General features: G+C 48.1%; 13 protein-coding genes. 6 read left to right on the top strand and 7 right to left on the bottom strand.

What is annotated here, in order from left to right:
• Positions 1–37 precede the first annotated feature (37 nt).
• Positions 38–2,347, top strand: a complete 2,310-nt coding sequence (locus tag AC04MQ_RS15210; RefSeq protein WP_475392488.1) for a Fic family protein — start codon at positions 38–40, stop codon at positions 2,345–2,347.
• On the opposite strand, the gene AC04MQ_RS15205 is transcribed toward AC04MQ_RS15210, so the two are convergent.
• From AC04MQ_RS15205 to AC04MQ_RS15180, 6 genes are all read right to left on the bottom strand, one after another.
• A complete protein-coding gene (locus tag AC04MQ_RS15205; RefSeq protein WP_015091130.1) occupies positions 2,325–2,705 on the bottom strand; it encodes a hypothetical protein in 381 nt (126 codons plus the stop codon). The genes AC04MQ_RS15210 and AC04MQ_RS15205 overlap by 23 nt on opposite strands.
• A 9-nt stretch (positions 2,706–2,714) precedes the next feature.
• A complete protein-coding gene (locus AC04MQ_RS15200; protein ID WP_475392487.1) occupies positions 2,715–3,863 on the bottom strand; it encodes an outer membrane protein assembly factor BamB family protein in 1,149 nt (382 codons plus the stop codon).
• A gap of 12 nt (positions 3,864–3,875) precedes the next feature.
• Positions 3,876–4,682, bottom strand: a complete 807-nt coding sequence (locus tag AC04MQ_RS15195) for a tetratricopeptide repeat protein (RefSeq protein ID WP_015091128.1) — start codon at positions 4,680–4,682, stop codon at positions 3,876–3,878.
• Positions 4,683–4,862: 180 nt separating this feature from the next.
• On the bottom strand, positions 4,863–5,993 hold the full coding sequence (locus AC04MQ_RS15190; protein WP_015091127.1) for a Glu/Leu/Phe/Val family dehydrogenase: 1,131 nt from the start codon (positions 5,991–5,993) through the stop codon (positions 4,863–4,865).
• A gap of 113 nt (positions 5,994–6,106) precedes the next feature.
• A complete protein-coding gene (gene argS, locus AC04MQ_RS15185; protein ID WP_475392486.1) occupies positions 6,107–7,879 on the bottom strand; it encodes an arginine--tRNA ligase in 1,773 nt (590 codons plus the stop codon).
• On the bottom strand, positions 7,876–8,517 hold the full coding sequence (locus AC04MQ_RS15180) for a hypothetical protein (RefSeq protein WP_475392485.1): 642 nt from the start codon (positions 8,515–8,517) through the stop codon (positions 7,876–7,878). The genes argS and AC04MQ_RS15180 overlap by 4 nt, the downstream gene beginning before the upstream one ends.
• A 331-nt stretch (positions 8,518–8,848) precedes the next feature.
• Here AC04MQ_RS15180 and AC04MQ_RS15175 point away from each other — a divergent pair, with 331 nt between their 5' ends.
• Entirely contained in the window at positions 8,849–9,382 is a 534-nt protein-coding gene (locus AC04MQ_RS15175; RefSeq protein WP_038449271.1) for a tyrosine-type recombinase/integrase, read from the top strand.
• On the opposite strand, the gene AC04MQ_RS15170 is transcribed toward AC04MQ_RS15175, so the two are convergent.
• A complete protein-coding gene (locus tag AC04MQ_RS15170; RefSeq protein ID WP_041577588.1) occupies positions 9,383–9,715 on the bottom strand; it encodes a hypothetical protein in 333 nt (110 codons plus the stop codon).
• Positions 9,716–9,907: 192 nt separating this feature from the next.
• On the opposite strand from AC04MQ_RS15170, the gene AC04MQ_RS15165 reads away from it, so the two are divergent.
• The 4 genes from AC04MQ_RS15165 to AC04MQ_RS15150 are packed head-to-tail and all read left to right on the top strand — an operon-like array spanning position 9,908 to position 12,954.
• On the top strand, positions 9,908–10,519 hold the full coding sequence (locus AC04MQ_RS15165; protein ID WP_015091122.1) for a 2OG-Fe(II) oxygenase family protein: 612 nt from the start codon (positions 9,908–9,910) through the stop codon (positions 10,517–10,519).
• Position 10,520: 1 nt separating this feature from the next.
• A complete protein-coding gene (locus AC04MQ_RS15160; RefSeq protein ID WP_015091121.1) occupies positions 10,521–11,267 on the top strand; it encodes an ABC transporter ATP-binding protein in 747 nt (248 codons plus the stop codon).
• On the top strand, positions 11,264–12,025 hold the full coding sequence (locus tag AC04MQ_RS15155; protein WP_015091120.1) for an ABC transporter permease: 762 nt from the start codon (positions 11,264–11,266) through the stop codon (positions 12,023–12,025). Before AC04MQ_RS15160 ends, AC04MQ_RS15155 begins: the two co-directional genes overlap by 4 nt.
• On the top strand, positions 12,022–12,954 hold the full coding sequence (locus AC04MQ_RS15150) for an ABC transporter substrate-binding protein (RefSeq protein ID WP_015091119.1): 933 nt from the start codon (positions 12,022–12,024) through the stop codon (positions 12,952–12,954). Before AC04MQ_RS15155 ends, AC04MQ_RS15150 begins: the two co-directional genes overlap by 4 nt.

Raw genomic sequence — 12,954 nt, 5'->3', positions numbered from 1 at the left:
CGTTGCTTTAGTATCCTTCTGAAGAAGAGGAGTCTATATGCCTGTGCATAAGATGTTTAAGTTCATGCTGTCCCTGTTACTGACAATCAGCTTTATGAGCCCGGCGCAAGCCGCTCAGATGTGTGAGTATGTCTTTACAGATCCGCAGGTTAAAGCCCGCGGTGTGGAATTCGGCCTGCGTTCTGAAGTGAAACAGCCGGAAACTCCTCGTGAACTGCTGCAATTTAAAACTATTAAAGCAGACCTTTGGGCAACCCTGGACAAGCTGGCCCCACAGCGCAAATCCCAGGTTGAACATCTTCTGGCTTCAGTCGAGTTCTTCGATTACACGCACACAGCTGAAAAGCTTTTGCCTAACTTCCTTGAAGGCAAACGCGAAGCCATGGACTTTTCCAAGATCTACGATCGCGGCGAAGCTGAGGCAGCTCCATTTAAAGGTTTCCTGAGCGCTCGTGATAATTTCCTAAGAAAAGAACAGCCTCCAATCACCGCAGAACTTCTGCCAGAGATCCATAAGCGCATTATGGAAAACGGCGTTGAAGGCATCCGTGCAGACCAATTGGGCGTATGGCGCAATGGTCATTGGATGGGTAACGTAGCTGGCGCATTCAAAATGACGCCGAAAGAAGCTCAAGTAGTCCTGGAAAATCCTTACCTGAACTTTGTTGAAAGCGCTCGCGAAGGCAGCACTTTGAATGAAGGCGTATGGAAGAATGTAAAAATCTGGGGTTCCAAACGTGACATGGTTGTGGAAAATGGCGACACCACTTTGGTCAGCGGCCGTATTCACTATCCATATGTAACAACTCCGAAACAAGCCACTGTTGATATCATCAAAAACTCCCACCCGGAGCTTTATAAAGAAATCATGGCGTACCGTGAACAAAACGGCACGTCTTTGAATGGTCAGGGCACCCCGGCCCTGGAACAGGCCTTCACTAAAGCCCTGGTTGAACAGCGTTTCGAAAGATTCAATGCTGAGCGCGCGGCTTTGGGCGAAGTTAAAATCGGCACCAATGAACACAGATATATCGATATCGTAGCGGACCTTCAGCGTGACCTGGTGGCAATCCACCCGGTATTGAATGGTAACGGCCGCACGACTCGCCTGTTGATGAACTATCTTCTGACGAAGGAAGGCTTGCCTCCTGTTCGCCTGGTGGATCCTTTCCTGGATGTTCAGGTTTCCCAGAAAGAATGGCGCGAATACGTACATAAAGGTGTTGTTAACAACGCTCACTTGCAGGCTGATGTTTTGTTCCGTATCAAAAATGGTCTGACCGTAGAGCATTCTCCAGAGTTGCTGTACCCAGGTCTGCCAGAGATGGTTGGCATCTCTTTGAAACAACAGGGCAAGACCAAAGTTGTTGAAAACTATGCTCAAACCAAAGTGGATGCCGAGCAGTTTAACGCCTTCATCAAAGCCCTGGTTCAGGCACATCCTGAATTGAAAGTAGAGATCCAGAACAACCGTCTGCGTGCAATGTCTCGTATCGCTGACTTGTTTGTTGAATACTACAGATCAAAAACCGTTCGCTACATCCACGATAAAGATGGCGAACGCCAGATCGGTCTGCGCCTGGTTGATCCTGACTTTATTGATATGTTCGGTGTAAATCGTTCCGGTTCCAAAGCCCTTTGGGATGCAAAAATGAACCGTTGGTATGACAAAGAGCTGCTTGTATGGCGCGGTCTTTCCAACAGAACCAAAGAGCCGACTCGTCAAGAGCTGTTGGACTACTTCAAAAAACCAACATCTCACTTGGTGTCCAACAGCGTGCTAAGAGCTCTTCGTTCCGGCACTCCACTGGTTGAGGCTATTAAGAATGACTTTGCTCTGTACAACAAAGAATCCCTGAATGGTGACATGGTTGAAATGGCCATTGACCACCACAGAAGCGGACCGAAATATGGTGTCTCTTACGGTTACTCCACTTCCAAACGTGAAGTGGTGGGTAAGGCCTTCGCCATGGGTGCGATGGTTGTTGGTGAATACGGCAAGCACATGGATCCAGCCCTTCAGTCTCAGTTGAAGTCCCGTATCAACGTGGCTTCTTACAGAGCGATGAAAGACGTGGACTTGGGTCGTCTGAAAGCGTTTGACCCTGAATTCGCCTACACTTACGGCCGTCAGGCAGAAGTTATGGGTATCGGTGGTACAGATCCAGATGCCGTGATGCTGATCCAAAGACTGGATGCCGCTGGTAAAGTAATGGAAACGCTTCTTAGAAATATCGAGAAGCCAAATGAAGTGATGGTGATTGAAGGTCGTTACGTGCCGGGAGAAGGTCCTCTCCCGACAGAAAGAATCAAAGAGCGTTTGCTTATTCAGCCAACCACTCTTTAAAGCCCAGCTTCAGGGCAGCGTCCAGGTCCTTACGATCGATTTCGTAGACATTGGCGTTGCCTGTAGGGCTTCCACAAAGTTGAATACGCATCATCCCGTCGTTCTGATTGGATGAAGAAAAGACCTCAATACCCTTGAGGTCTTTTTGCATTTCAGCCGGGGCGATTTTCTTGCCCTGACCGCACTGCAAAGATCCGTCGTACTTAAACACCTTCACACGATCCGTGGACTTTGATTTTTCCACAACAACCTCGCTTTTAGGGGCGTTTTTCTGAGCTTCCTTCTGGGCACGGCAGTTCCCGTGACTGCACGCTGCCAAAGATCCCATAACTGACAAAACCAACAAAAGCTTTTTCATGACTTACTCCTAAAAGTAAGGGGTTTTGATCCAACCAGCGTCGATCGCATAAAGATTCGCTTCGCCGGAAATAAAGTAAACTCGACCCGCCTTTTCATCCACTTGTGGGGAGGAAAGGATTCCGCGGCCCGGTTCGAAAGATCCCACCTCGGTGCCGGCATTGGCATCCAGAAAGCGCAAAGAGCCTTGGGATTCACCGAACACAAGCACCCCTTTGTAGGTTCTTACCTGAGTCGCAATGCCGTCCTTCAGCGTATAAGACCACAGCTTGTCACCAGACGCTTTATTCAAAGCCTGGACTTCGCCATTGGTCGTCGGATAGATCAATTTATCACCCACGATAGTGACGCCACTATAACCGCCACCTTCAATGCGCCAAAGGACTTCACCCTTGTCTACAGAAAGGCAGTAAAGCTTGTCATCATAACCAGCCACATAAAGCTGATTGCCTTCAACCACCGGGGTCGCATCAATATCACGGAAGCGTTTGTTGCGGTTCAGTTGAACTTCCCACAGGGAAGAACCCGTCTTCGCATTCAAAGCCACCACGGAACCGTCAGAGAAGCCCACGTACAAAGTACCATTGCTTAAAGCCGCCTGACTGCCGCCACGAATAGAGAACTGGGACGTATCCTGACGAGAGTACAACCAGACCTGGTGGCCTGTAGAGGCATCCAGTGCGTAAAATACGCTGTTGCCCGCAAGGAAGTACACAATGCCGTCTTCCAACAAAGGAGCGGCCAGGTTTTCAGATTTGGTATTGAAGGTCCACTGGACTTTGCCGGTGCTGGCTTCGATAGAATAGAAGTTTCCATCGCTCGCACCCACAAACAAACGATCACGGATCAAAGTGGCGCTGGGTTCAGCACCATTTTCAATCGGCAGTCTCCAGCGCTCCTGACCGCTGTCGCGGCTATAGGCAACAATCCCATCCAGACCATTCCCCTGAATCACCAGATCGCCAGCCAAAACCGGCGTCATACGGTTGATCTTACGGAAGCCCAGATTGTCTTTTTCAGTGGTGCGACGAATCCACGCGGCCTTGACCTCGTACTCACGCTTGCTGTTGTTTAAAGAGCTCCATTTCTCCAAACCCGAGTTCAAAGTGGTGCATCCAACCAGCGTCAGCAATAGAGTTCCGAACAGGACAATCTTCATGAATTCCCCGGATTAAAGGTTCTTCTTGGCTTTAAGCAAACGCAGGTATTTTTGCGCTTCTTTGGCTGCCGCGAAGTCAGTTGTGTTCATGTCTTCTTTTTTAGCGATCTCAGTGTAAAGCGCTTCCGCTTTTGCCAGATCATTCATGGATTCAAAGCAAAGACCCATGCGCAATTTTGCTTCATCATGAGCAAATGCCAGGTTTTTGCTGTCAGCCAGCTTTTCCCATTTTTCAACAGCCGCTTTACAGTCACCTTTGTCAGCCTGAACATTTCCAGTCTGCATCAGTACCAAAGCGGTCAGAACGTCGCCGCTTTTCAGACCCGGCTCGACTTTCGCCAATACCGCCGCAGCTTCATCATTCTTTTTGTAAGTCAGATAGATTTCGCTCAGGTTCAAAGCTGCCATTTGAGCTGCTTTGGTTTTAGGAGCGTCATTGATGAAAGACTCAAAGCCCGCCACGACTGTGCCGTAATCCTTTTGCAGATCACCGGAAGCTTTTTTAGCCGGATCGAAGGCCGGAACGTTCTTTTTGTCTTTGCTTTGAGCATTGATCTGCTCAGCACGAGCCGCTTCTTCAAAACCGCTTTTTTTCGTGCTGTAAGCCTTTTCAAGAAGGAAGTATTTTTCCTGCTGAGCTGTTTCTTTCTTATCAGACAAATGAGTGGCGATGGAGTAACCCACACCCAACACGATGAAGGCAGCAACGGCTGCGATTACAATTTTGGAGTGACCAGTGGTCCAGACAAAACCTTTTCTCAAAGTTTGAGTGACCTGATCCGGGGACTTCAAATCGTCTTTAGAAATTTTAGTGCTCAAGATAATTCCTCGCTGTTAATAAATACTTACGAGGAAAGATTGTTCTTTGGTCCAGAGGGGATGTCAAGAAAACGGGCCGTAATGAATGCTATCACTCGGCGCATAAAAAAAGGGGTCTTTCGACCCCAATTTTAAGCTGCTTCAGCTTGCGTGCCTGCCGGCACTCCAGCTCTGCCGCTACTAGCGATTATGAACTTCACGCAGCGTGGTGAACGCGCGGGAAGATTTGCCTGGGTGGCGTTGTTTTAGGCGACCAATTGTGTTGATACGCTCTTCGGCCAAACGGTCCGCAGCGGTGTGTGTCCCGATACCGTCACGTTTTGCGATTTCGTAAACTTTAAGGATGTTGTCGTAAACGCGTTTTGTCTTTTCGAAGGCGCGCTCTGGAGAGTAGCCCTCTAGTTCAACGAATACGTTCATCAGACCACCGGCGTTGATCACGTAGTCCGGAGCATACAAGATGCCCAGTTCTTTCAACTGATCACCGTGACGGGCTTCAGCCAATACGTTGTTCGCGCCACCAGCGATAACTTTAGTTCTCAATTTAGTGATGGACTGATCATTCACGACCGCGCCCAATGCACATGGTGCCAGGATGTCACACTCTGTGAACAAAATGTCATCAGAGCTGACAGCTTTAGCGCCGAATTTGTCAGCCACGTTTTTAGTGCGGTTCATGTCGATATCAGCCACTGTGATCACAGCGCCTTCTTCAACCAGGTATTTCACCAGGTTGGAACCCACGTTACCCAGACCTTGAACGGCGATATGAAGGCCTTTCAAAGCGTCGGTGCCGAATTTTTCTTTAGCGGAAGCTTTGATACCCATCAATACACCGTGTGCAGTGTACGGAGATGGATCGCCGGAACCACCGAAGTCCTTAGGAATACCAGTCACCCAAGGAGTCTCCATGTAGATGTGCTCCATGTCCTGAACAGACGTACCAACGTCTTCAGCAGTGATGTATTTACCGTTCAGAGAGTTCACGAACTGACCGAAAGCACGGAACAGACCTTCAGACTTTTGAGTCTTAGGATCGCCGATGATAACTGCTTTACCACCGCCCAGATTCAGGCCGGAAGCAGCTGCTTTATAAGTCATACCTTTGGACAAACGAAGAACGTCAACAAGAGCCTCGTCTTCGTTCTTATAGTTCCACATACGGGTGCCGCCTAGTGCAGGCCCCAAAGAGGTGTTGTGAATAGCGATGATCGCTTTCAAACCAACATGAGGGTCGTTACAGAAAACAACCTGCTCATGATCACCATGCTTAGAGATAATCTCAAAAGTTCCCAATGTAGGCTCCTTCATTTTTGAATTGCCGAAAGATCATGGGTCCAATTGAGTAAAAAGACTAGCGTTAATGCGGGGTATTAGCTCAGGCCTCCAAATTTTCATTTAGAGGCCTGTTTTCTCATTTATATCTACATTTTCTCCGGTGCTGGCATACCAAGAACAGCCAGACCATTTTTCAGAGTCATACCGACAGCTTCGCTCAAAGCCAGACGTGCTTCGCGAGTTGCCACATCAGCTTCAGTGCCGATCGGGCACTCATGATAGAAGACGTTGAAGCTCTTTGCCAGATCATAAAGATAGCTGCAAATCGCCGCAGGCTTGAAGTTTTCTGCCGCTGCCGCAATAGCTGTATTGAAGCCACCCAAAGACTGCATCAGCTGTCTTTCAGAAGCGTGAGTCAAACGACTCCAGTCAACTTTGCTGCCGGCCGTGCGTGGGAACTTACGACCCAGGCTGGAGATACGTGCGTAAGAATATTGCACAAACGGTCCGGACTCCCCGTCCAGTTTCAACCATTCATTCATATCAAAGACGATCTTTTTATTAGTGTCCATGCGAAGCATGCCATAGAAAATAGCACCCTTGGCCACTTGGCCGGCGATTTTCTCAATATCAGCTTCAGTCCATTCACCTTTATAACGACTGAGGTAAGTGGTCTTCACGTGATCTTCCATGCGGTGAACCAGCTCGCGCAACGGCACGATATTGCCTTTACGGGAACTCATCGCGCCATCCGGAAGTTCGACATAGTTGTACTGAAGATGGAAGCAGTTCTTGGCCTGCTCAAAGCCCAGGATTTCCAGCACGCGGAAGACCTGTTTGAAATGCAAAGCCTGGCGCATATCGACGACATAAACGCTTTTTTCAATCTTCACATCTTCAAACTTGTGCTTCGCCAGCAACAAATCTTTCGTCGCATAAAGACCGGTACCATCAGATTTCAAAAGCATGCAGAAGCCCAGCTTTTCAGACTCCAGATCTTTACCGATAGCGCCTTGAGACATCTCAAGTTTGCCTTCAGCGTAAAGCTGCTTTACCCATGCTGCAGACGGAGAATCCATTACGGATTCAAAGTACCATTCATCAAACGTCACATCCGCCCAGGCATAGACCTTCTTCATCAGCTCGATGGACCATTCGCGGGTCTCAAGCCATAGATCATAGTAGGGACCGGTCTTGCCTTCCAGCTGATGCAGAATCGCTGTCAGTTCCTGACGATTGATATCTTCCTGAGGTGTGCCGTTTTGATCTTCCAACAACAAATTGGCCTTGGAATACATGCGGCCCAGCCATTCACCTTTTTCAGTGGCAGGAACGGGCTCTTGATTGTGCTTTTTCATATACCAAAGACACTTCGCCACGTGTGTTCCCATATCACCCGGGAACGTCGAAGAAACGATTTCACGGCCGCTATAGCGAAGCATGCGAACAATCGCATCACCCAGGCAAAGGTTACGCATATGCCCCACATGAAGCTCTTTATGCGTGTTGGGCTGGGAATACTCGATCATGGTTTTTGGGGATTTTTCCATCAGCGGCTTTTTAAAGAAGCTGCCATCCAGAATGCTCGCCAAAACCTGTTCGCCATGAGTCTGTTCATCAAAACGAATATTAATATAAGGACCCGCCGCAACCGCCGACACTTTCGCGCCGGAGAATCTTACCAACTCTTCGGTCAACTTTGCCGCCAACTGTGGTGGGGCGCTTTTCAGATGCTTAGCCAAAATAAAGCAGCCAAAGGCCAGATCGCCCAGTTCGGATTTAGGTGGATTCACCAGGGATTTATAGATTTCATCTTCAAGATTGATGTTTAAAGCCGCCAACTCATTTGGATAAGCGCGCATAGCTGCATCTTTAAGTAAGTTCGTCGCAAGCAATCGAATGGAGTCGTGTTTAATCATAGACCTTTCCAGAAGAAAAATACGCCAGCCCAAGCCAGACCAATAAGAAGCACAACTATACTGATATTTCTGTGGAATTTCAGGTCTTTTTTCAATTCCTGAAGCTCTGATTTCAGCTTTTCCCGCTCGGAAAACACTCCGCGAAGCTCCAAAGACAGTTTTTCAATCTCTTCGCGACGGGCTTGGCGTTCTAAATCCACTTCCTGAAGAGCTTTTTGATGCAGAACCTGAGGACTTGAACCCAGGAAATAATTGGGCGTAAGCCCGGGGATCTTTTCTCGCAGGGCCAAATACCACTGCAAAGCCCTCCAAATATGCGGGGGAGCCTCATCGCCTTGTTTTACCCAGCGGGTCCAACTGGATGGATCAACCATCAAAAGTTGCGAAATTTTGCGTTGTGAAAGGCCTAAATCCCCCCGAATTTGCTCCAGATTGCCGATCTGCCTTTGAATGACCGTGACCTGGGCTTCGTAATTCATACGCAAAGACGTCTTGGATCGAGGGTTCAAATCATCCTCGATAAACCCCTCGTCAAAGGCACCCTTTTGAAGCTGATCCTGATCTGGCTCCTGAACCTCACCCTGCATACAAACCCCTTCTGGACCGTTGTATTTCACAATATTAGTGTTGTTATTCACAATAATTAGCGTTGTATAATACAGATATCTTTCCAGAAGGGTGTTTGAGGGGTCAAGCTAAGTCATTGAAACCACGAAAGAATCCTTCCGGGGGTACTCCAGGCACCCCTTTTTCAAATCCGCCTAAAGCTTATAGTTATAAGCTTTAGTATTAAGTATATGTTTTTATTGATATATTATATTGGTGATATTTGGCCCGACCGCCATAATGCACTGCATATATTACAATACACCACGACTAAACACAAATTATTTACCCATCAACACTTTGGATGCGGTGCGTTGCGAATAAGCCCTTGTCAAAGCTCTCTCGACTTTTGAATGATGAGTTATGGCTACGGCACCTCGGTATCAACTTAATAAGAACAAATATCTTCTCGCTCCCGAATCGGAACGTTTGCGAAAAATTCTCACAGATTTTCAGGATAAGGATCCACGCAACTGTTTGATGATTTGGACGGCTTTGCGAACTGGCGCCCGGGCTCAGGAAGTTCTCAATATTCAGCGGGCGGATTTGAACCCCTACGATGAAAGCATATTCATTAGGGGCCTAAAGGGGTCGAATGACCGCGAAATTCCGGTTCATTCTGATCTTTTCAGCCGACTTCATCGCTTCGCCGAAAACCAGGGCGGAACGTCGGTTTTTCCTATTTCGTACAATCGGCTTTATCAGGTCTGGGAAATGTATCGCCCCGTACCAAAGAAGTTTCACGCCTTAAGGCACACGTTTGCGATTGAGCTGTATCAGAAAACGAAGGATTTGCGACTGGTCCAGGTGGCGTTGGGACATCGAAACATCACCAACACCATGGTTTATGCGGATTACGTATATTCTCAGCAAGAGCTACGTAAATTGATCCTTTAATTAGTCTTCCATGCCGCGGATTTCAGAAGCCAGGCGGTCAAACTGCTTTTCTTCTGAAGCACGGTGGCTGATCTTTTCCTTTTTGAAGGCCAAAAGATCTTTTCTGGTTGGAGCATTGTAAGAAGAGCCAGAGTTTTCAACCACCACGATACGCTCGCGCACTTCAGCTGCAGCAGCTTGTTCGCGGGACGCCTCAAGGTTGTGTTGAACCGTATTATGAAGCTCGTTTTGCGCCTTGGAATTTTCGCTGATCAAAGCGTTGAAATCCGAGATCTTGGCAAAACTGATTGCTGGGATCAGGGTCATTACGGCGATAACTACTTGCTTCTTCATACTTAGCTCCTTGCTGATACAGACTTATAAAGCAAGGGCAGTGCCAAACGAGCCCCCTGCCTATTGTTTTACAACCCCTTCACCCGCAAAAACCCCTTACAACTGTCAAAGAAGTAGTTATCAATTCTTGTAATGACACAGATTTAGACCTATGGTGAAAACACGCAATTACAAGCATTTAGGTGTCTCAAAATGATAAAAACACTCTTCCCCACCTTCGTTTACTATGCTCCCTTGGCGAGCAAAGACAAATCCCTGAACAAGGACCTGAAACAAGAGTCCGTGAAAATTGCCGAAGTCGATGAAGAAGGTCAGATCTGGTCGCAAAAGAACTACAAAGGCGGCTTCACCTCTTACGGATCCATGAGCCAGTTGCACCAGTTTTCGTCCACCTTTGGGGATCTTGAAAAAGAGATCAACAAACACGTTCGCAAGTTCGTAAAACATCTTGAAATGGACATTGACCCAAAAGAGCTGCGCATGTCTTCGTGTTGGGTGAACATCATGCCGACAGATGTGATTCACACCATGCACTTGCATCCACTTTCTGTGATCAGCGGGACTTATTATGTTCAGACACCGAAAAACTGCTCGGCGATCAAATTCGAGGATCCGCGCCTGGATTCGTTTATGGCGTCACCTCCACGCAAGCACAACGCCAAGGTTCACAACCAGCGCTATCACTCGCTAGAGCCTCAGGAAGGTCATGTGGTGCTGTTTGAATCCTGGTTGCGCCATGAAGTTCCCAAAAACGATTCCAACAAAGAACGCATCAGCATCAGCTTTAACTACGACTGGGTGTAAAGTGAATAGCGCCCAGGGAATTCATATTGAAAAACTGAGCAAGCACTTCGGCAAAAGGTCCGTGATTGAAAACATGGACCTGACTGTTGAACCCGGTTCATTTATTTCAATTGTGGGGCCTTCGGGATGTGGCAAGTCCACATTGCTAAGACTCATGGCCGGCCTTGAATCCGCCAACTCTGGAAGCGTGAAGCTGACGATGCCAGACGCCCCTTCCAGCTTTGTTTTTCAGGAACCCAACCTGCTGGCATGGCGAACTGTTTATGAAAATGTGCATCTGCCGTTTGAACTGAATCATACTTTTAAAAACCTGCCGGACGAAGAACGTAAGAACAAAGTCCTGGCCGCACTAAAAAAAGTCCACTTAACCGAAGCCCAGCATCTTTTCCCCCATCAACTGTCTGGCGGAATGAAAATGCGTGTGTCTTTGGCTCGTGCGCTGGTGAATTCCCCGAAGCTTTTACTGATGGATGAACCCTTTGCGGCTTTGGATGAAAGCACCCGTTTTGAAATGCAAAACCAGCTTCATGAACTTTGGCATTCCGAACGCATGACGGTCGTGTTTGTGACGCATTCCCTGTTTGAATCCGCGTTCTTGTCAGAACGTGTGGTGATGTTAAAGGGGCAGGGAGCACCCATCGTTTTTGATCAAAAACTGGCCTTACCAGAAAAACGGCAGGAACACCTAAGAACCTCGGAAGGTTTCAATAAGATCGTTGAAGGACTTTCTGAAAGGCTGCGCGCGTGAAACGTTTTCTGCCGGCCTTTATCAGCTTTGTGATATTGACCTTAAGTCTTGAAATTCTGACTCGTGGCGGGTGGGTGAGTGAGACCCTGCTGCCCTCCCCTTCCACTGTCATCACAACTTTGCACGAGCTTCGCGCTGACTTTGGCGTCGCCTTCAAAGAAACCCTGATCAATGTTCTTGCGGGATTGGGTTTAAGTGTTCTGATGGGTGGACTGATTTCATTTGTGTTTTCTTTGTCTGAAACTTTGAAGCGGGCCATTTTGCCGTTTGCCGTGTTTTTCCAAACTGTGCCGATCATTGCCATTGCGCCTTTGCTGGTGATCTATTTCGGCTTTGGCGCACCCACGGTCATTGCCTCAAGCTTTATCGTGTCACTGTTCCCGATTATCGCCAACACCCTGATGGGTCTTGAAAGTGTCAGCGAATCACAAAAAGACCTGTTTCGAATTTATCGCGCCACTCGTTTGCAGACCCTGTGGAAATTAAAACTTCCCCATGCTTACAGTTATATTTATTCCGGTCTTAAAATCTCAACGGGCCTGTCGATTATCGGCGCCATTGCCGGGGAGTTTGTGGCCGGTGGTGGCCTGGGGGCCCTGATTGATTCTGCGCGCACCCAGCAACGGGTCGATATTGTCTTTGGTGCGCTTTTATTGTTATCACTGATGGGACTTCTATTAATGGGCGCCTGGGCTTTGCTTCATAAGTTAATACTGAGCCGCCGCCCGCTAGCCTCTTACACGCAAGGAGAATTATGAAAACCATGATCACCCTTTTGATTTCTGTTCTGATGACATCAGCAGCCTTTGCCGCCAATGCACCCGCAACACTGGCGCTGAACTGGAAGGCTGAGCCCGAGTTTGGTGGCTTCTATGCCGCCTCTTTACAGGGCTTCTATAAGACGCAAGGCCTGGACGTACAGATCCTTGAAGGTGGATCCGGAACTCCCACCGTGCAGATGCTGGCTAACAACAAAGTTGATTTTGCCATCGTCAGCGCAGATGAACTGATCATTTCCCAGGACAAAAACAAAGTGAACAAGGTCAAAGCCTTGTTCGCGGTTTACCAAAAGTCCCCGTACATCGTAATGACCCATGCAGAAAGAAACTTTAAAAGCCTGAAAGATGTTTTCACCAACGAAGGCTTCCTGTCCATGCAATCAGGCCTGCCATACTATCAGTTCCTGGTGCAGAAATTCGGAAAGCCCAAAGTCCGTGTGGTGCCTTACTTGGGTGGCGTCAGCAACTTTGTGAACGACATGACTTTTTCCCAGCAGGGTTTTATCACCATTGAGCCTTTAAGCGCGGAAAAAGCCGGCGCCAAGGTGAAGAACTTCCTGATTGCTGATGAAGGTTTCAATCCCTATTTGGTGGTTCTGGCCACCACGGAAGAAACCCTGAAAAACAAACCCGAGCTGGTGCAAAAAGTTCTGACGGCGACCCGAGAAGGCTGGGCGCATTACCTGAAGGATCCAAAAGCCACGAATGAACATATGGCCACATTGAACAAGGCCATTGATCTGACAACCTTTAACAAAGCCGCCGATATCCAAAAGCCTTTGATTGAAACCACGGGCGTTGTGGTGGGGTCCATGACGGACGAACGCTGGGACACCCTGGTTCAGCAGATGAAAAAACTAAAGCTAATCAAATCGACTCCGAAAGCCTCGGACCTATACGTAAAATAG

Source organism: Bdellovibrio sp. MYbb2 (assembly GCF_056175685.1).
This window is presented reverse-complemented; position numbering and strand designations above follow the sequence as displayed.

Coding starts and splice junctions, on each gene's coding strand:
- AC04MQ_RS15210 (WP_475392488.1), top strand. CDS start 38: ATGCCTGTGCATAAGATGTTTAAGTTCATGCTGTCCCTGTTACTGACA.
- AC04MQ_RS15205 (WP_015091130.1), bottom strand. CDS start 2,705: ATGAAAAAGCTTTTGTTGGTTTTGTCAGTTATGGGATCTTTGGCAGCG.
- AC04MQ_RS15200 (WP_475392487.1), bottom strand. CDS start 3,863: ATGAAGATTGTCCTGTTCGGAACTCTATTGCTGACGCTGGTTGGATGC.
- AC04MQ_RS15190 (WP_015091127.1), bottom strand. CDS start 5,993: ATGAAGGAGCCTACATTGGGAACTTTTGAGATTATCTCTAAGCATGGT.
- argS (WP_475392486.1), bottom strand. CDS start 7,879: ATGATTAAACACGACTCCATTCGATTGCTTGCGACGAACTTACTTAAA.
- AC04MQ_RS15175 (WP_038449271.1), top strand. CDS start 8,849: ATGGCTACGGCACCTCGGTATCAACTTAATAAGAACAAATATCTTCTC.
- AC04MQ_RS15170 (WP_041577588.1), bottom strand. CDS start 9,715: ATGAAGAAGCAAGTAGTTATCGCCGTAATGACCCTGATCCCAGCAATC.
- AC04MQ_RS15165 (WP_015091122.1), top strand. CDS start 9,908: ATGATAAAAACACTCTTCCCCACCTTCGTTTACTATGCTCCCTTGGCG.
- AC04MQ_RS15150 (WP_015091119.1), top strand. CDS start 12,022: ATGAAAACCATGATCACCCTTTTGATTTCTGTTCTGATGACATCAGCA.